This window comes from Pontibacterium sinense (assembly GCF_015209595.1).
GTDB lineage: Bacteria > Pseudomonadota > Gammaproteobacteria > Pseudomonadales > Balneatricaceae > Pontibacterium > Pontibacterium sinense.
In genome coordinates, this window is the sequence record NZ_JADEYS010000020.1 from 60,464 (window position 1) to 83,607 (window position 23,144).

The following is a 23,144-nucleotide window of genomic DNA, read 5'->3' on the forward strand; positions in this document are numbered from 1 at the left end:
CTGGGCCGACAGGTGACAAAAGGGACAACGGATCGACATACCTCTCCAGGAAGGACACATACCCTTATACTTTAAACCGCTTCACCAACCCCATCAGGTTATCTGACAACTGTAACAGCGAGGCACTCTCCCCGGCTGCACGCTCTGCACCCGTTGTTGTGGTTTCCATAATACTGTTGATCTCGTTCAGGCTCTGGCTGATATCACGCACGGTGGCACTCTGCTCATCGGTGGCGTTGGCGACGAGTGAATTCATCTCGCGCATCCGCTGTACCGCTTCAACCACTTTGTTAAGTTCACGCGTACTTTGATCCAGATGTTCGCTGCAACTGACCGCATCAGCAGAACAATTGGACATCGCACTCACCGTTTTACCTGCGCCCTGCTGCAGGTTGTTGACGGTCTCTTCAATCGCGCTGATCGAGCCTTGTGTGCGGGTAGCCAGTGAGCGCACTTCATCCGCAACAACTGCAAAACCCCGCCCGGTTTCTCCGGCACGCGCCGCTTCTATCGCGGCATTCAGCGCGAGCAGATTGGTTTGTTCGGCAATGGCTTTGATCACGTTGATCACCTCACTGATGGAGTCACTGTGTTGTTGCAGCGATTTCACCTCCTCCATGGAGCGGGTGACCTGCCCTGCCAGAGCGCTGATCGCTTCGCTATTTTCCATAAGGGAGCGATTATTGGTTTCCAGAATCGCGTCCGCTTCAACCGCATCGGATAATGTCTGATCAGCATGGGTCGCCACCTCGGTAGCACTGGCTTCCATCTCAGTCGCCGTGGCCGCCAGTCGTGCACTTTGCAGACCTTGTTGTGCCACCCCACTTAACGTATTGCGGCTGATCTCGCTGCCAGTTGAGGCGGTTTTGTGAACTTCATCCACCGTGGTGACAATCTCCTCCACCAGATGGCGTAACTCGCTGGACAGCGTATTGGTACTTTGCGCCAGATGACTCAGCTCGTCATTCCCCACAACCTCCAGTTCAGTGGCCAGATCACCAGACGCAATCCGCCCCATACCCGATACCACGCGGTTGAGTGAGCGTTGCAGATACGTGATCAGACGATAACCGAAGAATGCGGAGAACAGTGCAGCTAACAGTGTACCTGCGGCGATCAGCAGTTTGCCGTTATTAATAGTGTCACTGGTAGCCTGCTGGACTGACGCTGCATACCGGGTGGCGGCGTCGATAAATTGGCTAATCTGGTGATTGTTGCGGGCCACCAATTTTTCGGTATGACGCAACAGACGCTCCGATTCACGTAAAGCCGCCAGTGATTGCAGATAGGAGGTGAGCGTTAGATCTTCAGCGGTGAGCTGCTCACGATAAGGCAGCCAGATCTCCATAATCGATTCATAGGCTTCCTTGTCCAGCGCTTCAACGGTAGGTACGGCCTGATCCAGACGTTGTACGTATTTGCTGATCTCCACTTCTATTTGCGCGACCTTCGCAGGCTCAGTCGATTTCAGCAGTTGAGCAACTTGGCCGTTCAGATAAGCGATATCATCACGCAGCGGCTTCACCACTTTGAGAAACTCAAACCGAAACTCCCCATGCAAGAGGTCTTCAAGGGTATAGGCCATTTCGTCGGTCAGGTATTTAAACTCGTCCGCCTGCTTCAGAATATGCGCTTGTTCAGCACGAACACGTGCTTTCTGAGCGACAATCTTCTCTGACTGTTTGAAGATTTCAGCCGTCACCTTTCGCATCTCAACCAGCGTGACAGATTCACCTTCGATGCGGCTTAACGATGCAAAATCGTCTTTGAACTCCTTATCCAACGCCCGCAACTGGGTGTTGATCTTATTACCGTCTGCTTCCGAAGCACCGCTGATATATTCCAGCAGAATGTATTGGGTATCCGCCAGATTCGCGCGCAGGTTTGCGCTGATCGTTACGCGAGGTGTGGCATCGTGAATGACCGACGAGACTTGCAGGCTGACCGAGTTGAAGCGCTGATACGCCACCAGTGAAGTGGCCAGAAACAGAGCAAGTGTCACAACCATCGTCAGCATAATGCGCTGACCGACTGAAAGATTCATATCTGGAGCTCCTGCCTTTCCATCAACATTGCAGACAAGCAGGCACAGAAACCCAAAGCCTGATCATGCTGCCAAGCTGAAGAGATAGAGGGGTAACGTTAGAAAACAGATAAGACGTCGCAGCCAGCCGTTAATCCGTGGCTACGACGTTATGTAGATCAGACCGTTTTGCGGGTTAAGAAGTCAGCCATCCAGTGTGCCACTTCGATGGAGTCAGTCGCCGCTCCGTCCTGACGCAAGGTCGCCAGACCAGCTTCCGCCGTGTCATCAGGGATCGCTGTGCCTTTGCGCAGATCGACCAGCGCATCTTCGTAATGCAGATTAAATTCCGGATGCGCCTGAAAGGTGAGGATATTGTCACCGTACACCAGACCGGCATACTGACAGAAATCAGACTCAGCAAAGACAGATGCATTATCCGGTTTTGCCGTCACCTGGTAGCGATGCATGGCACTGATCGTAAACGATTCTGGCGCGTCAGCGATAAAACTGCTGTCACCCACCATCTCGTAACGGTGCAGCCCTACACCCCAGCCACCTTCGAACGCCTCGACTTTACCACCAAAGGCTTCCGCAATGATCTGGTGACCAAAGCAGATACCCACCATCGGACTACCCGCCGCGTCGACATCCACAATCAGCTGCTTCAGCTTGATCATCCAGTCACGGTTTTCGTCCACGTTGAACTTAGAACCCGTGATGATCCAGCCGTCACACTGCGCCACACTTTGTGGGAATACACCGTCGCGCACATCAAACAGCTCGTACTCAAACTGATGCTGCGCTTTATCAAACAGCTGCACAAACATATCGGCGTAAGAACCGTACTGGTTGATTAACTCATCCGGTGTAATACCGGTGGCGAGGATACCTATCTTCATGACTATTTCCTGCAAAACTTAATTTGGGAACCTGCTAATAAGTCCGAGACTTTCTCTGCGGACGATAAAATATCCTTATGTGCGAAAGATAGCGCAGTGGAATGACCAGTCCTTTCCAAGCTGCCTGACAAAGCAGAAGGCTATTTTAACGTCCGCCCTACGGGGCTTTCAGAGCAATCCGATTTCAGTGTTAACTGCTTTTCGACAAGCAATCAGCATGTCTTAAATCGTTGTCTCAAGCTCGAACTGCTCTGAAAGCCAGAGTCGTTTCGGACTTGTTCGCAGGTTCCTTAGAGCATTTGTGGCCATACACCCGTGCAGAAGCATACGGCCACAAACAGAGTGATTATTCCGGTTTGGCCAGCAATCGGGCCTGACGGCGCATCTGATACATCGCGGCTATAACACCAATCGCCACAATCGCGATCATAATGGTGGCCAGAGCGTTCACTTCTGGAGTGACACCCAGACGGACTTTGGAGAAGATCACCATCGGCAAGGTACTGTTACCCGGACCGGAAACGAAGCTGGCGATAACCAGATCATCCAGCGACAGGGTAAAGGACAGTAGCCAACCGGAGATAATCGCCGGCGCGATCAGCGGCAGCGTCACCAGAAAGAACAGTGAGCTTGGCTTGGCGCCCAGATCCATCGCCGCCTCTTCCAGCGTTTCATCCATCGATGCCAAACGGGCCTGCACAACGACCGCCACATATGCCATACAGAACGTGGTGTGGGCGATGATGATGGTGCTGGTGCCGCGACCCGATGGCCATCCGAAGAGACCCTCCATCGCCACAAATAGCAGTAACAGCGACAGACCGGTAATCACTTCAGGCATCACCAGCGGTGCGGTAATCCAGCCCGACAGGATCATTTTGCCGCGAAATGGCCCGTAACGACTCAGGACAAAACCAGCCATCGTACCCAGCACCACGGCCAGCGATGCACTGATAAAGGCGATCTTAAAGCTGAGCAGTGCGGCGTTGATAATCTGCTCATTCTGGAACAGCTCACCGTACCATTTTAATGACCAACCACCCCAAACCGTCACCAGTTTAGATTTGTTAAAGCTGTAGATAATCAGCGCAATAATGGGCGCGTATAGGAACAGGAAACCACCTGCCGCTGCAAAATTCAGGAACAATGATCTGCGTTTCATCAGATGGCCTCCTCGCTTTTACCCTGACCGTTACGTATCAACATGATGGGCAATACCAGCACCACCAGCATGACAATTGCCACTGCCGAGGCCATCGGCCAATCACGATTGAGGAAGAATTCATCCCACAAAACACGACCAATCATTAAGGTATCAGAACCACCTAACAACGCCGGTATCACAAACTCACCCACGGCCGGGATAAACACCAGCATACAACCCGCAATAATCCCCGGAATCACCTGTGGCAACGTGATCAGGAAGAAGCCTTTCACGGGCGGACAGCCCAGATCTTCAGCAGCTTCCAGCAAAGTGACATCCATTTTTTCCAGCGCGCTGTAAAGCGGCAGCACCATAAATGGCAGGTAGGTATAAACAATACCGATATACACCGCAAAGTCGGTTTGCAGCATGGTCAACGGCTGGTCAATCAGACCGGTGGAGAGCAGAAACTCGTTCACGATTCCGTTCTTCTTCAGAAACCCCATCCAGGCGTAAACACGCAGCAGGAAGGAGGTCCAGAACGGCAGGATCACCAGCGCGAGCAACAAACCACGCGTAGAGCCTTCGGAACGGGCGATCAGGTAAGCGATTGGGAACGCCACAATCAGTGCAAAGAAGGTCGATACACCGGCAATCTTGATCGAGCTGAGATAGGCGTCCAGATAAAACGCATCTTCAATCAGATACAGGTAGTTGCCGAGGTTCATCTTGAAGGTGACATAGGCCTCCTCCAGATCCCATTCCAGCAGCGAGGTATAGGGTGGTACCGCTATCGCTGTTTCAGACAGAGAGATTTTGAACACGACGAGAAACGGGATAAAGAAGAATATCGCCAGCCACAGCCCTGGCACCGCAACAACTGCGGCCTTACCCCAATTAATGCTTCGAAATATGTTGTATCGCTTCATCAACGCCGAAGAGCCGTCGACCCAAGCGGATCCGGTTGAGATACTCATACGGTCAGTACCACGCTGCTGTCTTCATCCCAGAACAGGAACACTTTGTCATTCCAGGTAAAGCGTTCGCCCATATCACGGGTAAAGTTAGGTTGCGTGACCCGTACTTCCTTTCCGCTTGGGAGACGTACTTTAAAGACGGACAAACTGCCCATGTAAGCGATCTCTTCAATCTCACCCTGTAAGCAGTTCTCAGATTGATTCGGGCGATTGTGACTGATGGTGATCTTCTCGGGACGAATTGCCACATGCACCACTTGATCCGGCGAACAGCTGATACCGTGATTGACGTACAAGGTCGCACCGGCTTCCACTGAGCTGATCCGCACACTGTCCGGCTCATCCTGTATCACCTGCCCTTCAAACAGGTTCACGGAACCCACAAACTCCGCCACAAAGCGGCTGTTAGGATACTCATAGACATCATGCGGCTCATCCGTCTGGACGATAACACCGTTATTCATCACCCCGATGCGACTCGCCAGCGTCATCGCTTCTTCCTGATCGTGGGTCACGACCACAAAGGTCACACCCAGCTCTTCCTGTATATTGATCAGCTCAAACTGGGTCTCTTCGCGCAGCTTCTTATCCAGCGCGCCCAAGGGCTCATCCAGCAACAACAGCTTCGGACGTTTGATCAGGGAACGGGCCAGTGCAACACGCTGACGCTGACCGCCGGACAGCTGGTTCGGCTTACGCTTACCCAAATGACCCAGCTGCACCATATCCAGCATCTCAGCGACGCGTTTTTTAACTTCGCTGCGGCCCACTCCTTCGCGCTTCAGGCCAAAGGCTACGTTGTCAGCCACGCTCAAATGAGGGAACAACGCATAGGACTGAAACATCATATTAACCGGACGTTTCCACGGCTGAATGCCTGCCATATCAACACCATCGATCAGGATACGACCACTGGTTGGCGATTCGAAACCGGCCAGCATACGCAGCAGCGTACTTTTACCGGAACCTGATCCACCCAACAGACAAAACAGTTCGTTTTTATAGATATTCAGAGAGACATTATCGACAGCAGTAAACTCACCAAACATCTTGGTGACGTTCTCTATTTTCAGGAAGGGCTCAGCGCCATCCTGCTTCCACAGCGGTACCTCTTTTGTTGCGGCCGCGGTGGAGCTCTGCATATCGATTACCTGAGAGGAAGTCATAACAAACCCTCGTTTATTTATTCTTATTAGTAATTCTGAAAAAATCCGGTGGATCACTGTTCCTACGGTTTTTAGATCAGACCAAACCAGAAATTCCAAAGGGGGAAGTTTCTAAATAAGCACGCTATGAACAGAACACGCTTATTTAGAGACTTGCCAAATGCAGCGGTCGAGAAACAGAAGGGGAACAACGCTCCCCTTCTAGTATGGGCCTTAACGCCCAGTTTTGATGTTTGTCCAGGCACGCGTCAGTTTGCGATCAAACTTCGCCGTGTGCGCATTCTGGGTAAACAGATTCGCTTTCACTTCGTCTGATGGGTAGATACCCGGGTTACCAATGACATCTTTATTCAGCAACGGCTCGGCCGCTTTGTTCGCCACTGCGTAGTACACGTAGTTCGCAATGCCTGCGCCTGTTTCAGCTTTCAGCACGTAGTTGATGAACTGATGCGCCGCGTCCGGATGCGGAGCGTCTGACGGGATCGCCATCAGATCAAACCAGACCAGCGTGCCCTCTTTAGGAATGGCATAACCAATCTTGTGACCCTGACCGGCTTCTTCAGCACGGCTCTGCGCCTGCAGAACATCACCGTTGTAGCCCAGCGCAACACAGATTTCGCCATTCGCCAGATCAGAGATGTATTTGCCGGAGTGGAAGTACTTATAGTTCTGACGGGCCGCACTGATCAGTGCAGAGGCTTTTTTCAGATCGGCTTTCTTTTCAGAATTTGGATCTAAGCCCAGATAGTTCAGCGCGATGGACATCACCTCTGCCGGTGAATCCAGTAAGCCGATACCACAATCCGCCAGTTTGGCCGCAACTTCCGGCTTGAACAGCAGGTCCAGCGTATCAACTGGCATATCACCCAAACGGGCTTTCACCATCGCTTCGTTGTAGCCCAGACCAATCGTGCCCCATGCGTACGGAACGTTATGCTTGTTACCAGCATCATGACGCGAGATTTTTTCAATCAGCACGCTGTCCAGATTGCTGTAGTTACTCAGCTTAGAACGGTCGATCTCAGCATAGATACCCGCCTTAACCTGACGTTCCAAAAATGAACCGGTTGGCACCACCACGTCATAGCCGCTGCCGCCGGACATGAGTTTTGCTTCCAGAACTTCATTTGAATCGTAAACGTCGTAATTCACCTTGATGCCGGTTTCAGCTTCAAACTGCTTAACCGCAGCAGGATCAATGTAATCAGACCAGTTGTAGACGTTCAGAACCTGCTGTTCAGCAACAGCAGTGGTAGACAGAGCGGCGGTAAGAAGTGCGGCGGTCAAACCAATTTTCTTGAGGTGCATAAAGATTCTCCATTTTAGGCACAGCATTTCGCTGCTTCGTCTGGTCACCCTCACAACCCGTAGGTTTCGTTTGGCGTCATCAGACGTTTATCTTTTGTTTTTATTATCACGGTCATCAGAGGCGATAGGGGCTTGCTCTATCAACCGCGTTCAAGCCTAGCCAGAGACAGTCGCTTTAAGGCGCTTATCTCATCACGCGTAACACGCTAATTTGAATGTACGCTACCCACTTGGATGATCTATATACCCCCCAGTAGGTATTTTAAAATCCCCTTACAAATCATGATGTTAACCATTAACCAAAGGTATAAGCCACGACAAAATCAACCCTTTCAGCAACACCTTCTCACCCTTTACAGAGCGGTATATCTTTGATTTTCACCATCCATGAAAACCTTTCAGCAAGGCATAAAAAAACCCCTGTGAATCATCCTTACGGCGATCCACAGGGGTCTGGTCTTACAAGAATCCGAGATAGGATTCGTATTCTATATCGGAGATCTGCGCATGCAGTTTTCGCAGCTCCTGACGTTTAGCGGCGGTAAACACCCGCACAAACTCATCACCGAGATACTCTCTCAACACTTCACTGCGATTGAAGATATCGGTCGCTTCATCCCACTTGTTCGGCAAGATCAGATCCTGATTCGCCTCAGTGTAGGCATCACCCTGAATCGGGGATGGTGGCATCAGTTTGTTCTCAATGCCGTATAACGCACCGGCCAGAATCGTCGCCAACACCAGATATGGGTTCGCATCCGCACCTGCAACACGATGCTCGATACGGCGGGCAATCGGTGGGCTTTCTGGAATACGGATCGCTACGGTACGGTTCTCATACCCCCAACTGGCACAGGTTGGCGCATGTGCACCGACCATAAAGCGGCGATAGGAGTTCATATGTGGCGCAAAGGCCAGCATGCTATCAGCCATGGTGTGCATCAGACCGGCCACTGCGTGCTTCAGTACATCGGTACCTTCATCTCCACCGTTGTCGAAGACGTTTTCACCGGATTCGTTGAGCAAACTGAAGTGCACGTGGAAACCGTTACCACTCTTGTTCGCATACGGTTTTGCCATAAAGGTCGCGGCATAACCGTGTTTGCGTGCAATACCTCGCACCAGACGCTTAAACATAATCGCCTGATCACCGGCCTGCATCGGATTCGGCACGTGGTTGAGATTGATCTCAAACTGTCCCGGACCCAGCTCGGAGATAATTGTATCCGCTGGCACACCCTGCTCTTCGCAGACTGAACGCACTTCGGCGAAGAAAGAAGAGAGTCCATCCATCTCATCAATAGAGTAACAATCAGTCTCAGCCAAACGACGGCCATGACCTTCCACCAGAATCGGCGGCTGCGGACGCTGCGTCTCTTCAGACTTGCCATCCATCAGGTAGAACTCAAGTTCAGTCGCCACGACCGGGGTCAGACCCAGTGCTTTAAAGCGATCAACCACTGAATTCAGCGCCTGACGAGGGTCTGCACTGAACGGCGTGCCGTCCGGATTAAACATCGTCGCCAGAATCTGGTCACGCGGAGACTCAGCCCAAGGCACGGGTACCGGTTTGTCATGCACTGGCATGCACACACCATCGCTGTCGCCGGTTTCAAATACCAGACCGTTATCCAGTACATCATCACCCCAGAAGTCGAAACCGATAACGGAGCGCGGCAGTTTAACGCCTTCTTCCATTACCTTGCTGATTGCGTTTGCAGGCATACGCTTGCCGCGCAGATTACCGTTGAGGTCGGTAATAAACAGGTCAAATTCTTTATCGTTATTAGAAGACATATATAAGATTCTCTCTCGAAATCTTGTCGCACTTATTCGGTGCAGTGCTACATGTGCCACCGTGTTTTGCACGCTCTCTTTTGAGCATAGAGCAAAACCAAAAATGTGATCACAAACCTTAACCCAATGTGATCACAAATCATCCTTATGGTCAAGATTTGCCTGAAAGACAAAAAACCATTCACCCAGATTCGTGATCGCATTAGAATAGGAGATAAAAAAGAGCCAAGTCGTAATCGAAATGGATAAAAAATCTCCGATAGAAATCACCTTAACTGAGCGTGACGACGCTGTAACTATAACCCAGTGGGTATATCAGACCCTGCGCTACGCCGTGATGAATGGCCAGATTTTACCCGGTCGCGCCCTCACGATTCGTGAGTTGGCCCGCATTCTGGACGTCAGCCCCATGCCAGTACGCGAAGCATTGCGACAGCTTGCAGCAGAAAATGCATTGGAGATCCAGGGCAATCGCCGTGTCATGGTGCCGCGCATGACCGCGATGAAATTTAATGAGCTCTGCGAAGCACGTATCGCCATCGAATCCCATGCCGCAGCACGGGCACTACCTTATATAGACGCGACACGACTGAATCAACTCAGGGAGCTGGATCACCTGATTGACGTGGCCCAGGAGCAAGGTGACCTGGAACAGGTCAGCATTCTTAATCAGAATTTTCACCGTGCCCTGTATACAGCGAACCCCCACCAGGTCACGCTGCCACTGATCGAAAGTTTGTGGTTACAGCTTGGCCCTTTTATGCGTTTGGCCACCAGCAAACTGGAAGAACACTATCTGATCGACCGGCATAATGAAGCCATGAGTGCGATAGAAAAGCAGGATGCATTTGCCCTTCAACTGGCAATCACTGCCGATATTCGTGAGGGTATCGCCTTCGCTGGCACCCCCGAGCTGCTACACAGCTTCATCGAACAATCGACTCACGCCGTTAACTAGATTTAGCGGCTCCCCCTCCTTTTCGCACCTTTTTATTGCAGCCTAACATTCCCAGAATCCATCCCACTTCCAGACAAAATCAGACTGTTTTCTCTACAACCCGGCGTACAGTCATATCCGTTTTTTTGTTGACTTTGTAATTTTGTGATCACAAAATGAAATCAAATGATCATCTCAAGGAGCACGCCTCCTTTGTTTTTATGATCACATTTTTTCAATTAACAATGTCACGTTCTTCAGCTTTCACGCCATTTACGATTCAGTGAAAGCACCGTTGGGAGAGAGAGATGCTAGAAGATAAAAACAACAATTCCTCAATCACCGCCGTGGTTCAGGCCACCGACGCCGAACATCACCTGCATCCGTTTACCAATACCGGCGCACTGAATAAAAAAGGCGCACGCGTCATCTGTAAAGGTGAAGGCGTTTATCTGTGGGATAGCGAAGGTCAGAAGATTCTTGATGGCATGGCAGGCCTGTGGTGCGTCAACATGGGTTACGGCCGCAAAGAGCTGGTCGATGTCGCCACCAAACAGATGAACGAGCTGGCGTACTACAACACCTTTTTCCAGACCACGCATACACCGGCAGCAGAGCTGGCAAAAGAGATCGCCAGCGTGACCCCGGGTGACCTGAACCACATCTTCTTTGCAAACTCAGGTTCTGAAGCGATCGATACGATCATTCGCATGGTGCGCCAGTACTGGGCCATTAAAGGCAAGCCATACCGCAACATTCTGATCAGCCGGGAAAATGCTTACCATGGCAGCACCGTGGGCGGTACCAGCTTGGGCGGCATGAGCGGTATGCATAAACAGGGCGCGCCATTGGTGCCAAACATCGAGCGCATCCGCCAGCCATACTGGTATGGTGAAGCGGGCGACATGAGCGAAGAAGAGTTTGGTATCGCCTGTGCCAACGCGCTGGAAGAGAAGATTCTGGAAGTGGGCCCGGATAATGTCGCCGCTTTCGTCGGCGAACCAATTCAGGGTGCCGGCGGTGTGATCGTCCCTCCAGCGAACTACTGGAGCGAAATCCAGAAGATCTGCCAGAAGTACGATATTCTGCTGGCCGCTGATGAAGTGATCTGTGGTTTTGGCCGTACCGGTAGCTGGTTTGGCAGCGATACGCTGGCGATCAAACCGGATATCATCTCGATGGCAAAGGGCCTGTCCTCCGGTTACCTGCCGATCGCAGCTGTTGCCGTGGGTGATCGTATCGCCAACGCACTGATTGAACACGACGATGATTTCAACCACGGCTTTACCTACTCCGGTCATCCGGTCGCGGCGGCTGTTGCGATTGAAAACATTCGCCTGATGAAAGAAGAAAACATCGTCGAATACGTAGGCAAAGATATTGGCCCATACTTTCAGCAGAGACTGCGTGAGACATTGTCAGAGCATCCGCTCGTCGGCCATATAGAAGGCGTTGGCCTGGTTGCCGGTATTGCACTGGTTAAGGATAAAGAGACAAAAGAGTTCTTCCCTAGTGATCTGGACATCGGCATGATCTGCCGCGACCACTGCTTTAACAACGGCCTGATCATGCGCGCTGTTGGCAGCCGCATGGTGCTTTCACCACCGCTGGTGATCAGCCACGCTGAAGTGGATGAGCTGATTGAAAAAGCACGCATCTGCTTTGACCTGACACTTGAGTCTGTTAGCTAAATCCGAGACAGGGAGTTGTTTTACAACTCCTTTTTCGCTGGCTACAGCAATGTAGCCAGCTTTTTTCAAGCACATACAGTGCGGTATAACCAACGCGGACAGGACTCCGATTCAGAGAGGTTCTTATGCACAACAGATATCATCCGGACGCACAATCCGTAAGCTGGCAGAAAGATCTCGCATCACTGATCGACCACATCCGCCTGCGCAGTTTTCCCAAAGTACTGGCTGACTTTCTCGCCACCCAGTGCCATTTTGATACAGTTCTGATGGTGACCTATAAAAAGTCATTCAAACCCATCATCCTGCACCCAACCGATCCGGCGGATCAAAGCCCAACCCTGCATAACTACATCAATAAGTCCTACATTCTGGACCCGTTGTTTAATGCGATTCAGCACGGCATGTCACCGGGTGTGAGTCGTCTGGCCGAAATAGCCCCCGACTCGTTTGAAACCACCGAGTATTATCAGAGTTGTTATAAAAACTTCGACCTGGTCGATGAGATCAACTTTGTTATCGAGCTGGATAAGCACGTCACCTGCACCATCTCGCTGGGCCGAAAATCCAGTCTGGGCACGATTACACGTGCAGAGCTTCATCGCTTGCAGGATATCTATCCGATTATTAACTCACTGGTGCGTCAGTTCTGGCTGTCTCAGTCACAGGAATATGTGCAGTACGAAAAATCTGATGGCGCCATGAAACAGGCACTTAATACCTTTGGCAGCGGCGTACTGACGCGACGCGAACAGGAGATATCAGGTTTGATCTTGCAGGGACACTCCTCCAAAGCAATCGCCAACATGCTGAGCATCAGCCTGGGGACAGTGAAGGTCCATCGCAAAAACATTCATACTCGCCTGAACACCTCGACTCAATCAGAGATATTCACCCTGTTTTTAGCACATTTGAATGAGCTGGAAAGCGCCGCAGCAGACGCAACAGCCATCATCAGCCATTGATGAGCCCCTTCTATTGAGGCATGTAGGGTAGAACCACCGCCCTCAGCCTGCATGAGCGCCTGATTCACCGCAAGTTACGCACGAGCGTAGCGATTCCCAACACCTAAACTCCATACAAAAAAAACCGCTCAAATGAGCGGTTTCAAAAGAAACCCGGTGGCCGTATACCGGGCAAATCACAACAATGCAGCCCCCGACCCGCCTTACAGACGGATCAGGACATTCTTAATATCAATATACTTTTCAAGTGCATGCAGGGATTTATCACGCCCGTTACCGGAGGCTTTAACGCCACCGAACGGCACGGTCGTGTCACCTTCACCCCACGTATTCACCCACACCATGCCGCTTTCCAGCTTACGGCTGACCCGATGCGCACGCGACAGATTCTGTGTCCAAAGCGCAGCACCCAAACCATAAATGGAGTCATTCGCCAGTGCGATAGCTTCCTCTTCGGTTTCGAACTCGCATACCGCCAGCACCGGCCCAAAGATCTCCTCTTTTACAAAGGTCATGCCGTTATGCGCGTTATCGACAATGGTTGGCTTAGCGAAGTAGCCTTTACCTTCCTTATACTCGGGCACACCACCCACCACGACATGACCGCCCTCATCCTGTGCAGAGCGGATATAGCGCTCAACAGTGGCGAGTTGCGAGCCATCTACCATAGGTCCCATGGTGGTCTTTGGATCAAGCGGATCACCCGCCTGAAAACGTGACGCCTCTTCCACCAGCGCGGCCATAAACTCTTCTTTAATGCTCTTCTCTACGTACAGACGAGAGCAAGCGATACAAACTTCACCCTGATTGGCGAAAATTGCACTGGCTGCGCCCGCAGCAGCTTTCTTAATATCTGCATCTGCAAACACAAGATTCGGAGACTTTCCGCCTGCTTCCAGCCATACACGCTTCATGTTGGACTGACCGGCATATTCCATCAGCATACCCGCAACACGAGTCGACCCTGTAAAGGCCAATACATTAACATCCATATGCAACGCCAATGCTTTACCCGCGGTATGACCAAAGCCCGGCACGACATTCAGCACGCCATCCGGCATACCCGCTTCAGAGGCCAGTTCTGCGAGGCGCAGCGCACTCAGAGGGGACTTCTCAGAGGGCTTCAGAATAACCGAGTTACCGGCAGCCAGTGCAGGAGCAATCTTCCAGCTCACCATCAACAATGGATAGTTCCAAGGCGTGATCGCACCCACAACACCCACAGGCTCATGGCTAATCATCGCCAGTGTATCTTCACCCGTTGGAGCAATTTCACCGTAGACTTTATCGATACACTCAGCGGTCCAGCGGAAACAGTCGATCGCATCCGGCACGTCGATATTGACCATCTCGCTGATGGATTTACCCATATCCAGCGTATCCAGCAACGCGAACTCATCTTTGTGGAGTTCAATCAGATCAGCCCATTTCTGCATGATCTGTTTACGCTGACGCGGATGCATCTCAGACCACGCACCCGATTTGAAAACTTCACGTGCGCAGTCGACGGCAAGATCCACATCGGCGGCATCACAACTGGCAACATTCGTCAGCAGTTTTTCGGTAGCGGGGTTGATCGATGGAAAGGTTTCACCGCTCACCGCAGGTTGAAACTGTCCATTAATATAGGCTTGGCCGTGAAATGTCAGCGTTTCACTCTGTGCCTGCCACTCGCTATAGCTTTTCATTATTAATATTCTCCTGCTAGTTACCGGGAACCGACGAATGCGTCCGAGGGTTCCTTATTAGCCGGAGTCTACGCAATCGGCACTTTGCAGAGATATACACCCGAGTAGGTAGGAGCAAAAATGCAACTCTGCTCAATTCACAATCGTCTATAAACCCTTCTGTCTACCTACTAGGACATACCTACTCAACGGTATATAAAGCACCCTCTCAAGTTCACGAGAATGTAATCCTCACGTAAAAAATAAGAACGAGGAATAGAGATGAAAAAGGTTCTAACAGGTCTCACTCTGGCGGTTGCTATGGGTAGCGCACAAGCTGCAGAGATTTCTGGCACCGTTGGCTTCACTAACGACTACCGCTTCCGCGGGATCTCCCAGTCATCAGGTGATGCAGCCATTCAGGGCAGCCTGGACGCCGCCTTCGACAACGGTATCTATGCGGGTGTCTGGGGTAGCAATGTGGACTTCGGCGCTGGCGAAGATGCTCATCTGGAAGTGGATTACTATGTGGGTTACGGCGCCGATATCAACGATGATTTCAGCTACGATCTATCCCTGAACTACTACACCTATCCGGGTTACAGCTCCGATGCTGATTACACGGAAGTGATGGCTGGCCTTTACTACGGCGATCTGGCTCTGACCCTCGCCTACTCCAATGACTTCTTCCAGACCGGTGAATCCGCAAGCTACGTAGCAGTGGATTACAGCTATGGCCTGACCGATGAAATCAGCCTGGACCTGCATGCGGGTCACTCTTTCGGTGACTACTGGGGTTCTTCAGACATCGAAGATTACGAAGATTACTCCATCGGCATCTCCGGCTCTGTTGCTGGCCTAGACCTGTCTGCTGCATACCTGTTTAACGATGTAGAAGACGCTGACGAAACAAATTCCGATGCTTTCCGCAACGACGATACACTGCTGCTGACAGTTTCTCGTTCATTCTGATCAACATTCTAAAGGCCTGTTTGTTGACTGACATACAGGCTTTCAGCGCTGTAGGTATCCCCTTCTTCATACAGCGCTACCCCGGTTTCTTCAGTCATGGGGTCTCCTATCCCCTGCTCGTATAATGCTTTTGCCGCCTGCCGTACCGGGCGGCTTTTTTCTGCTTATCCGAGCAATCATATCGCCTCGAATCCGGTGACCAAATTCACTATGCCACGACACCGCCTACCAGCCGCCCGATTCACAAGCCCGCTATCCCTGTAGGGTAACCTTCAGGCTGAAGCCTACCTTACAACATCCCAAGCCTAGACCAATCACCTGCTTACTCCTATAGGGTAGACCTCAGGCTATCAGCAGGCTGAAGCCTGCCCGACAACACCCCAACCCGAGATCAATCACCTGCGTACTCCTGTAGGGTAGCCTTCAGGCTACCGGCAGGCTGAAGCCTGCCCTACAACACCCCAACCCTAGACCAATCACCTGCGTACTCCTGTAGGGTAGCCTTCAGGCTACCGGCAGGCTGAAGCCTGCCCTACAACACCCCAACCCTAGATCAATCACCTGCGTACTCCTGTAGGGTAGCCTTCAGGCTACCGGCAGGCTGAAGCCTGCCCTACAACACCCCAACCCTAGACCAATCACCTGCGTACTCCTGTAGGGTAACCTTCAGGCTACCGGCAGGCTGAAGCCTGCCCTACAACACCCCAACCCTAGACCAATCACCTACTTGCCCCTGCAGGGTATACCGGCAGCGTGCCCCGCCCTTACACGCCCCACACATAAAAAAACCACCTTCTTTTCAGAAGATGGTTCTTAAATAGAAACGGAGATCCAGTCCGTTTACTTACTCAAGTAATCCCCACCCGCCCCCTTGTTGGCGGCTACGACATAGAGATACTCCAGTGCCAACGTGGCACCCGCCAGTGAGGTGATATCTGCATGATCGTAGGCAGGAGCCACTTCGACAACGTCCATACCGATCAGATTCAGACCACGCAGCCCACGGATAATCTTCAAGGCGGTATCAATGCTTAATCCCGCAGACACCGGGGTACCGGTTCCAGGCGCGAAAGATGGGTCAAGACCGTCAATATCAAAGCTAACATAGACCTGCTTGTCGCCTACACGATCCTTAATCCGCTGAAGCGTGGCCTCTGGCCCGTGTCCATTCACCCACGCAGCATCCAAGACTTCAAATGGATGACCATCGGTTTCGTAAGCGGTACGAATGCCGATTTGAAGAGAGTGCTCTGTATCCACCAGACCTTCATTCACCGCATGATGAAACAACGTACCATGATCGTATTTAGTGCCGCCGGAATAGGTATCCGTGTGGGCATCAAAGTGAATAATCGCCACCGGGCCGTGTTTTTTGGCATAGGCACGCAATACCGGCAGCGTAATAAAATGATCGCCACCAAAGGTCAGTGCGGTTTTACCGGCATCCATAATCTGGCTGATATGCGCTTCCAGGTTATCGACCAGTGTTTGTGGCTCACCGTGTTTAAACAAAACGTTGCCCGCATCTTCCACTTTCAGGTGGTCATCGAGTGCGAAGTTCCATGGCCAGCGCGCACCTTCCCACACCATATTGACTGACGCAGAGCGAATACCCTCAGGCCCGAAACGGGCACCTGAGCGTCCGGATGTAGACATATCATAGGGTACACCGCTCACAATCACTTCCGCATCGCTTTGCGACAGGTGGCGCAACAGCGGAAATTGCATGAACGTCATTCCCAGTGCGCCATATAGTGGCATTTCCGCATCAGCAACGGTCGTATGGTTCTCGGACATCAGGCTCTCCAAACAAACGGTTTTTATATTTCCTTTAGAGTACCCAGAGCATTTTAATTATTGAAATGCATAGTTATGATTCATATATGTACGATATACATACCACAGAGATGACTCATGAAACCGTTGCGTCAATTTGACCTGAATCTGCTGATTATTTTTGAAGCGCTGATTACCGAATCCCATGTCAGCCGTGCTGCTGAGAAAGTGTGTCTCAGCCAATCCGCCATGAGTCACGCATTAAACAGACTGCGGGAACAGATGAACGATCCTCTATTGGTGCGGACTGAAGGGGGACTTCACCCCACACCGCGTGCACTGGCGATGCTGCCAGAGGTACGAAAAGCCCTGCAACTGATTGAGCAAACACTCAACCCACCGCCGCCGTTTTCTGAAAGTCACAGCAATCGTAGATTCCGGATAGCCGCTACTGACTACTTCGAAACAGTGGTGTTTCCCGGCTGGTTCAGCCAGTTACAACAACGTGCCCCACAGATAAAAGTTGAGATCGACCTGATTGCGATGGAGACTGCCTATTCACGCTTGGAAAAGGGCACCGTGGATCTGATTGTTGGACTGGATGCCAGCCAGCCTCTACCACCTCGCCTGATCGTAGAGCCTTGGATTACACAACAGCAGGTCTGTATCGCTGGCATCAACAATAAAGATATAGCGGACAACCTGAGTTTGGCGGACTATTTAAATCAGCCCCATGTGGTCTTTTTTGATCTGGAAAGTGAAACAGCCAACCCGATCGACAGCTGGCTCAGTACACAGAATACACAACGTGACCACATCTCCCGCATCACGAATTACACTGCAGGCGCGCGCATTACTGCTCGTACCAATGCGATCATGACGCTGCCATTTCATATGGCACAGTTGTTCTGCGAGATGTTGCCGTTGCGGATAGTCACACCACCAGAGGGTATACCAGAGATTGAGATGACGATTGTTCAACATCCGCTATACGCCGAAGATCCGGCAATACAGTGGCTGAAACAGGAGGTGCAGGGTTACGCCCGTGCCATGATGACAACGGGCTAGCGACAGGGCGGTAACTGGGTACGATTAATCAATCTGCACTTCTACAGTGACGTCACAATGAAAAGAACGTTATCGCGCGCAACGACCTGCGACACGGCGATAGGTGTTAATCACCCGCCACCGACGGATGGAGCGACGAAACAATGTTCGAAAACATCTCGACCGCTTTCGGTTGCTGCGCACGCTTCTTAACAATAGAAGCGATACCCAGCGTATAGAAACGGTTTTCTCCCGCGATCATCCTCAACTGAGCATTGTCCACGTAGGGTCTGGCGTAGTCCTCAGGCAAGAACGCGATATATTTACCCGACAGGATCATAGCTAACCGCGTCTCGTAGAAATACGCTGTGCCTTTCAGACTCATACATGACAGCTGCTCGTTAGCCTCTTCATGGGGTTTCAGGCCCGGTTGAATCGCCGTGAACTGGTTAATCACCTCATCGGTAATCTCAGCTTCATCAAGGTCAAATAAAGGACTGGTTGGCCCACAATATAAGCGGCAGACATCGCTATAGAGCGGCAGGTATTCGAGCCCGTCCAGCTGACGATGATAAGGCGCCAAACCTACATCAGCCTCATCATTAAGCAACATCCGCTCGATTTCAGCCATGGAACACACTTCACTTCGCAATGAGATATCCGGCGCCTGGGTGAAAAACTGGCTGATCATCTCAGGAAACTTAGCTCTGGGATCCAGACTCATGCCATCACTCACAACGATGCGCAAATTGCCCGCAGGGTTTTGGCTCATCTCGTTGACGGTATCGCGAAACTCATCCAATGAGCTGAGTAACTTATTGGTCATCTCATAGATAACACGCCCTTCATCGGTCAGGGAAAAGCCACCTCGCCCGCGACGACACAAGGTCAGGTTCAGGCGTGATTCTAAGTTAGATATATGGATGCTGATGGTTGAGCGGCTAATATTCAGCTCGGTTTCGGCAGCGGAAAATCCACCATTATCGACCACAGCTTTGAATATTCGCAGCTGCTTAATTTCGAAATCACTGACCTGCCCGAGAGCATAATTGTTTGAACTCATGCGTTATCTTCTAAAACTGAACGTTTATAAATCATAACCCGACACCCATAACTTGATTGATATATTGCGAGCTAATTTCTGTCTCCTAAAAATAAAGGAACCTGCGAAGATGTCCGAAACGACTCTGGCTTTCAGAGCAATTTGAGATCAAGGCAGCGATTACAGCCATGCTGGTTGCCTGGCGAAAATCGCTAACGTAGATATCGAGTTGCTCTGAATGCCCCGAAGGGCGGGCGATAAAACAGCTTTCTGCTTTGTCAGGCAGCTTGGAAAGGACCCGCCATTCCACTGCGCTGCCTTTCGCTCATAAAGCGGTTTTATCGCCCGCAGAGAAAGTCTCGGACTTGTTCGCAGGTTCCTAAATATTCACAGAAAGCATCGCGAATTCAATGCTTTCCAGTGTAAGAAAGTTAAGGGCCAACAACAATGAAATTCAAAAACGTTTTGCGTGAAGCTGCTTTTATTGATGGACAGTGGACGTTAGCGAAGTCTGGTAAAACAATGCCGGTCATCAATCCTGCCACTGGCGTTCAGATTGCTACTGTTCCTGATCTGGATGTAAATGAAGCCAAGCAAGCCATTGAAGCCGCGAATGCAGCCTTCAAAAGCTGGAAGAAAACCACAGCTAAACAACGTGCAACGATGCTCAACCGTTGGTTCCAGCTGATTACCGACAACGCCGATGCGCTGGCGGAGCTGTTAACCATTGAACAAGGCAAACCGCTGCGCGAAGCGAAAGGCGAAGTCCTGTCATGCGCCTCTTTCTTTGAGTGGTTTGGCGAGGAAGCCAAGCGAACCTATGGTGAAAACATCCCGTCCAACACCAACAGCACCCGTTTGCTCACCGTTAAGCAACCGATCGGTGTGGTTTCCGCCATTACGCCATGGAACTTCCCTATTTCCATGATTGCCCGTAAAGCAGCACCGGCAATCGCAGCAGGCTGCACCATTGTGATCAAACCTGCTGAAGACACCCCACTGTGCGCATTGGCGTTGGCGGCGCTGGCAGAAGAAGCCGGAATCCCATGCGGGGTCATCAATGTTGTAACAACAGCAAACCCAATCGAAATCGGTCACGAGCTGTGCACCAACCCAATTGTGAAGAAAGTCTCTTTCACCGGTTCAACACCGGTTGGCAAGACCATTCTGGGTCTGGCGGCGAAAACCGTGAAGAAAGCCTCCATGGAGCTGGGCGGCAATGCCCCGTTCATCGTATTTGATGATGCGGATCTCGAACCAGCAGTGGCGGGTGCGATCGCATCGAAATACCGCAATGCGGGTCAAACCTGCATCTGCACCAACCGTATCTTCGTTCAGGCAGGTATCTACGACAAGTTTGTCGCTCGTTTCCAGGAAGAAGTGGAGAAGTTCACCATCGGGTCTGGCCTTGACGCAAGCACCGACATTGGCCCTCTGATCAATGAAGCGGCCGTTGCGAAAACCGACGGTCTGGTCCGTCGCGCGCTGGAGCAAGGTGCCGAGCTACACAGTGGCGGTAAGCAAGACGCTGCCGGGGATCGCTTCTACCAACCAACACTGCTGACCAACGTCACTGATGACATGGAGATCGCACAGGCTGAGCTGTTTGGCCCGATCTCAACTGTGTTTAAGTTCGAAGATGAAGATGAAGTCATCGAACGTGCCAATAACACGCCTTACGGATTGGCTGCTTATGTATACACACGTGACATTGGCCGGGTTTGGCGCGTATCCGAAGAGCTGGAATACGGCATGGTCGGTGTGAACGAAGGCATGATCTCGAATGAGTTAGCACCTTTTGGCGGTGTTAAAGAATCGGGTATCGGCCGTGAAGGATCCCGCCACGGTATGGACGACTATATGGAACTGAAATACATCTGCATGGGTGGTATTTAACAGTTTCAGATGGGCTGCACCCTATAGATTGATCTCGCTGACACACCGCTTGCATATCGGGTAGACGACATCTCTGCCCGGTAAACCTGCGCTTTTTACATTCAGCCCCGCCCCTTTCCCACGGAAAAGACCGGGGCTGAGTGAGGCCGCATCCCGATGTGTGTTTCCGAGTCTCCTAAGCGTTAATGCGTCGGATGAATGTTTGGGAAATCTTAAAGTTTAAATCGAAACCCAGCTATTTTTCGGTTCAGCCCATCACCCTATCTTAGGTAGTAATTGCACACCTCTACTTGTATATATGGCTACTCACACAATGAAAAATTACAAAAACTTAGATGCCTTTTGGATGCCCTTTACGCCTAACAGAGCATTCAAAGAAAACCCTCGTATCGTTACCCGTACTGAAGGAGTTTTCTGCCATACGGATGATGGTCGTAAAATTTTAGATGCTACAGCGGGCCTGTGGTGCGTAAACGCAGGGCACGCCCGTCCGCAAATTGCAGACGCGATTGCCAAGCAAGCACACGAGCTGGATTTCACCTCCCCTTTTAACTTCGGCCATGACATCGGTTTCGAATTTGCTGAGCGTTTAATCCAGCACACCCCTGACCCGCTGAATAAAGTGTTCTTTGCCAATTCAGGTTCAGAAGCGGTCGAAAGTGCGCTAAAAATTGCACTGGCCTACCAGAACTCCCGCGGCAAATCAGGCAAGTTCAAGCTGATTGGACGTGAGATGGCTTACCACGGCGTTAACTTCGGCGGCATCTCCGTCGGCGGTCTGACACCAAACCGTAAAGGCTTCGGTCCCCTGCTACCGGTTGATCACCTGCCACATACACTGGATCTGGAGAACAATGCATTCAGTAAAGGCTTGCCGGAAGCCGGCCTTGAAAAGGCTGACGCACTGGAAGAACTGATCAAGTTCCATGATGCCAGCAGCATTGCTGCGGTTATCGTAGAACCGATCAGTGGTGCCGGTGGTGTGATTCTGCCGCCAAAAGGCTACCTGAAGCGTCTGCGCGAAATCTGTACCGCCAATGACATCCTGTTGATCTTTGATGAAGTAATCACTGGCTGGGGCCGACTCGGTTCAGCCTTTGCCGCTGTCGAGTTTGATGTTGTGCCGGATATGATTGTATCCGCAAAAGGCATCACCAACGGTATTGTTCCGCTGGGTGCGGTATTCGTCGCTGATCACATCCATGACACGATCATGGACAATGCAGCCGAAGGCGCTATCGAGTTCTATCACGGCTACACCTACTCCGCGAACCCTGTCTCTTGTGCAGCAGGTCTGGCAACACTGGATATTTATGAGCAGGAAGGCCTTCTAACCCGTGCCGCTGGCGACATTGGCGAGTATTGGGAAAATGCCCTGCACTCCCTAAAAGATATCGAACAGGTTGTTGATATCAGGAACTACGGTTTGATCGGCGCTGTGCAGTTTAAACAGCCTGCAGGCACAACCGCCCCGATTGGCGGTAAGTTCCAGGTGGCCTGTTATGACAACGATGTCATGATCCGCGCGATGGGCAACATCATTGCCTTCTCTCCACCGCTGACGATCAACCCTGAAGAAATTGACCAACTGATTGCGGCTATCCGTAAAACAGCAAACGAACTTTTCTAGAGCACTCTCTCCACCCTTTGTCTTCCAGGAAATGCACTCACAGATCCGGATAGACCTTGACCCGCTGGGCCTCGCCCAACGGGTTTTTTTATGCCTGAAAAAGCCGTCATCAAAAATAATTCCTACACACCGTAAAGCCCGTCATTTGAAATTCCTGCCATCACCCAACTCGGTTATGCCACTGGAACTTTCACACCCATCGGA

At 51.3% G+C, this 23,144-nt stretch carries 17 protein-coding genes; 7 read left to right on the forward strand and 10 right to left on the reverse strand.

The window, feature by feature from the left end; translation table 11 throughout:
- Positions 1–64: 64 nt before the first annotated feature.
- The 7 genes from IOQ59_RS17055 to IOQ59_RS17085 form a co-directional block, all read right to left on the reverse strand.
- Positions 65–2,044: a methyl-accepting chemotaxis protein gene (locus tag IOQ59_RS17055; protein ID WP_193954666.1), complete on the reverse strand. Its 1,980-nt coding sequence runs from the start codon at positions 2,042–2,044 to the stop codon at positions 65–67.
- Between the two features lie 158 nt (positions 2,045–2,202).
- Positions 2,203–2,925, reverse strand: coding sequence for a glutamine amidotransferase-related protein (locus tag IOQ59_RS17060; protein WP_193954667.1), 723 nt, complete (start codon positions 2,923–2,925; stop codon positions 2,203–2,205).
- A gap of 346 nt (positions 2,926–3,271) precedes the next feature.
- Positions 3,272–4,087 carry an ABC transporter permease subunit gene (locus IOQ59_RS17065; protein ID WP_193954668.1) on the reverse strand — a complete coding sequence of 272 codons (816 nt, stop codon included), beginning with the start codon at positions 4,085–4,087 and terminating at the stop codon, positions 3,272–3,274.
- Positions 4,087–5,046, reverse strand: coding sequence for an ABC transporter permease subunit (locus IOQ59_RS17070; RefSeq protein ID WP_193954669.1), 960 nt, complete (start codon positions 5,044–5,046; stop codon positions 4,087–4,089). The genes IOQ59_RS17065 and IOQ59_RS17070 overlap by 1 nt, the downstream gene beginning before the upstream one ends.
- A complete protein-coding gene (locus IOQ59_RS17075) occupies positions 5,043–6,212 on the reverse strand; it encodes an ABC transporter ATP-binding protein (protein WP_193954670.1) in 1,170 nt (389 codons plus the stop codon). Before IOQ59_RS17075 ends, IOQ59_RS17070 begins: the two co-directional genes overlap by 4 nt.
- Positions 6,213–6,425: 213 nt before the next feature.
- The gene (locus tag IOQ59_RS17080; RefSeq protein WP_193954671.1) at positions 6,426–7,520 is read right to left on the reverse strand and encodes a polyamine ABC transporter substrate-binding protein; all 1,095 of its coding nucleotides are present in this window, start codon (positions 7,518–7,520) and stop codon (positions 6,426–6,428) included.
- 459 nt (positions 7,521–7,979) lie between these two features.
- Positions 7,980–9,317: a glutamine synthetase family protein gene (locus IOQ59_RS17085; protein WP_193954672.1), complete on the reverse strand. Its 1,338-nt coding sequence runs from the start codon at positions 9,315–9,317 to the stop codon at positions 7,980–7,982.
- A gap of 241 nt (positions 9,318–9,558) precedes the next feature.
- Here IOQ59_RS17085 and IOQ59_RS17090 point away from each other — a divergent pair, with 241 nt between their 5' ends.
- From IOQ59_RS17090 to IOQ59_RS17100, 3 genes are all read left to right on the forward strand, one after another.
- Complete coding sequence (locus IOQ59_RS17090; RefSeq protein WP_193954673.1) at positions 9,559–10,275, forward strand: GntR family transcriptional regulator; 717 nt, start codon at positions 9,559–9,561, stop codon at positions 10,273–10,275.
- A gap of 287 nt (positions 10,276–10,562) precedes the next feature.
- Positions 10,563–11,945, forward strand: coding sequence for an aspartate aminotransferase family protein (locus IOQ59_RS17095; protein ID WP_193954674.1), 1,383 nt, complete (start codon positions 10,563–10,565; stop codon positions 11,943–11,945).
- 125 nt (positions 11,946–12,070) lie between these two features.
- A complete protein-coding gene (locus IOQ59_RS17100; protein WP_193954675.1) occupies positions 12,071–12,910 on the forward strand; it encodes a helix-turn-helix domain-containing protein in 840 nt (279 codons plus the stop codon).
- Between the two features lie 203 nt (positions 12,911–13,113).
- On the opposite strand, the gene IOQ59_RS17105 is transcribed toward IOQ59_RS17100, so the two are convergent.
- Positions 13,114–14,598, reverse strand: coding sequence for an aldehyde dehydrogenase (locus IOQ59_RS17105; RefSeq protein ID WP_193954676.1), 1,485 nt, complete (start codon positions 14,596–14,598; stop codon positions 13,114–13,116).
- A 261-nt stretch (positions 14,599–14,859) separates the two neighbouring features.
- On the opposite strand from IOQ59_RS17105, the gene IOQ59_RS17110 reads away from it, so the two are divergent.
- Complete coding sequence (locus IOQ59_RS17110) at positions 14,860–15,549, forward strand: TorF family putative porin (RefSeq protein ID WP_193954677.1); 690 nt, start codon at positions 14,860–14,862, stop codon at positions 15,547–15,549.
- An 840-nt stretch (positions 15,550–16,389) separates the two neighbouring features.
- On the opposite strand, the gene speB is transcribed toward IOQ59_RS17110, so the two are convergent.
- Complete coding sequence (speB, locus tag IOQ59_RS17115; protein ID WP_193954678.1) at positions 16,390–17,346, reverse strand: agmatinase; 957 nt, start codon at positions 17,344–17,346, stop codon at positions 16,390–16,392.
- 117 nt (positions 17,347–17,463) lie between these two features.
- Here speB and IOQ59_RS17120 point away from each other — a divergent pair, with 117 nt between their 5' ends.
- Positions 17,464–18,393, forward strand: a complete 930-nt coding sequence (locus IOQ59_RS17120) for a LysR family transcriptional regulator (protein WP_193954679.1) — start codon at positions 17,464–17,466, stop codon at positions 18,391–18,393.
- Between the two features lie 106 nt (positions 18,394–18,499).
- Here the strand turns inward: IOQ59_RS17120 and IOQ59_RS17125 are convergent, their stop codons facing one another.
- Positions 18,500–19,435: a LysR family transcriptional regulator gene (locus IOQ59_RS17125; RefSeq protein WP_193954680.1), complete on the reverse strand. Its 936-nt coding sequence runs from the start codon at positions 19,433–19,435 to the stop codon at positions 18,500–18,502.
- A 426-nt stretch (positions 19,436–19,861) separates the two neighbouring features.
- Between IOQ59_RS17125 and IOQ59_RS17130 the strand changes: the two genes are divergently transcribed.
- Together IOQ59_RS17130 and aptA are read left to right on the forward strand one after the other, a co-directional pair.
- Positions 19,862–21,310 carry an NAD-dependent succinate-semialdehyde dehydrogenase gene (locus tag IOQ59_RS17130; protein WP_193954681.1) on the forward strand — a complete coding sequence of 483 codons (1,449 nt, stop codon included), beginning with the start codon at positions 19,862–19,864 and terminating at the stop codon, positions 21,308–21,310.
- A 313-nt stretch (positions 21,311–21,623) separates the two neighbouring features.
- Complete coding sequence (aptA, locus tag IOQ59_RS17135; RefSeq protein ID WP_193954682.1) at positions 21,624–22,940, forward strand: omega-aminotransferase AptA; 1,317 nt, start codon at positions 21,624–21,626, stop codon at positions 22,938–22,940.
- The last annotated feature ends 204 nt before the right edge of the window (positions 22,941–23,144 follow it).

What these genes read in the sequence shown, in the direction of transcription:
- IOQ59_RS17055 (WP_193954666.1), bottom strand. Translation starts at nt 2,044, where the DNA reads ATGAATCTTTCAGTCGGTCAGCGCATTATGCTGACGATGGTTGTGACA.
- IOQ59_RS17060 (WP_193954667.1), bottom strand. Translation starts at nt 2,925, where the DNA reads ATGAAGATAGGTATCCTCGCCACCGGTATTACACCGGATGAGTTAATC.
- IOQ59_RS17065 (WP_193954668.1), bottom strand. Translation starts at nt 4,087, where the DNA reads ATGAAACGCAGATCATTGTTCCTGAATTTTGCAGCGGCAGGTGGTTTC.
- IOQ59_RS17070 (WP_193954669.1), bottom strand. Translation starts at nt 5,046, where the DNA reads ATGAGTATCTCAACCGGATCCGCTTGGGTCGACGGCTCTTCGGCGTTG.
- IOQ59_RS17075 (WP_193954670.1), bottom strand. Translation starts at nt 6,212, where the DNA reads ATGACTTCCTCTCAGGTAATCGATATGCAGAGCTCCACCGCGGCCGCA.
- IOQ59_RS17080 (WP_193954671.1), bottom strand. Translation starts at nt 7,520, where the DNA reads ATGCACCTCAAGAAAATTGGTTTGACCGCCGCACTTCTTACCGCCGCT.
- IOQ59_RS17085 (WP_193954672.1), bottom strand. Translation starts at nt 9,317, where the DNA reads ATGTCTTCTAATAACGATAAAGAATTTGACCTGTTTATTACCGACCTC.
- IOQ59_RS17090 (WP_193954673.1), top strand. Translation starts at nt 9,559, where the DNA reads ATGGATAAAAAATCTCCGATAGAAATCACCTTAACTGAGCGTGACGAC.
- IOQ59_RS17095 (WP_193954674.1), top strand. Translation starts at nt 10,563, where the DNA reads ATGCTAGAAGATAAAAACAACAATTCCTCAATCACCGCCGTGGTTCAG.
- IOQ59_RS17100 (WP_193954675.1), top strand. Translation starts at nt 12,071, where the DNA reads ATGCACAACAGATATCATCCGGACGCACAATCCGTAAGCTGGCAGAAA.
- IOQ59_RS17105 (WP_193954676.1), bottom strand. Translation starts at nt 14,598, where the DNA reads ATGAAAAGCTATAGCGAGTGGCAGGCACAGAGTGAAACGCTGACATTT.
- IOQ59_RS17110 (WP_193954677.1), top strand. Translation starts at nt 14,860, where the DNA reads ATGAAAAAGGTTCTAACAGGTCTCACTCTGGCGGTTGCTATGGGTAGC.
- speB (WP_193954678.1), bottom strand. Translation starts at nt 17,346, where the DNA reads ATGTCCGAGAACCATACGACCGTTGCTGATGCGGAAATGCCACTATAT.
- IOQ59_RS17120 (WP_193954679.1), top strand. Translation starts at nt 17,464, where the DNA reads ATGAAACCGTTGCGTCAATTTGACCTGAATCTGCTGATTATTTTTGAA.
- IOQ59_RS17125 (WP_193954680.1), bottom strand. Translation starts at nt 19,435, where the DNA reads ATGAGTTCAAACAATTATGCTCTCGGGCAGGTCAGTGATTTCGAAATT.
- IOQ59_RS17130 (WP_193954681.1), top strand. Translation starts at nt 19,862, where the DNA reads ATGAAATTCAAAAACGTTTTGCGTGAAGCTGCTTTTATTGATGGACAG.
- aptA (WP_193954682.1), top strand. Translation starts at nt 21,624, where the DNA reads ATGAAAAATTACAAAAACTTAGATGCCTTTTGGATGCCCTTTACGCCT.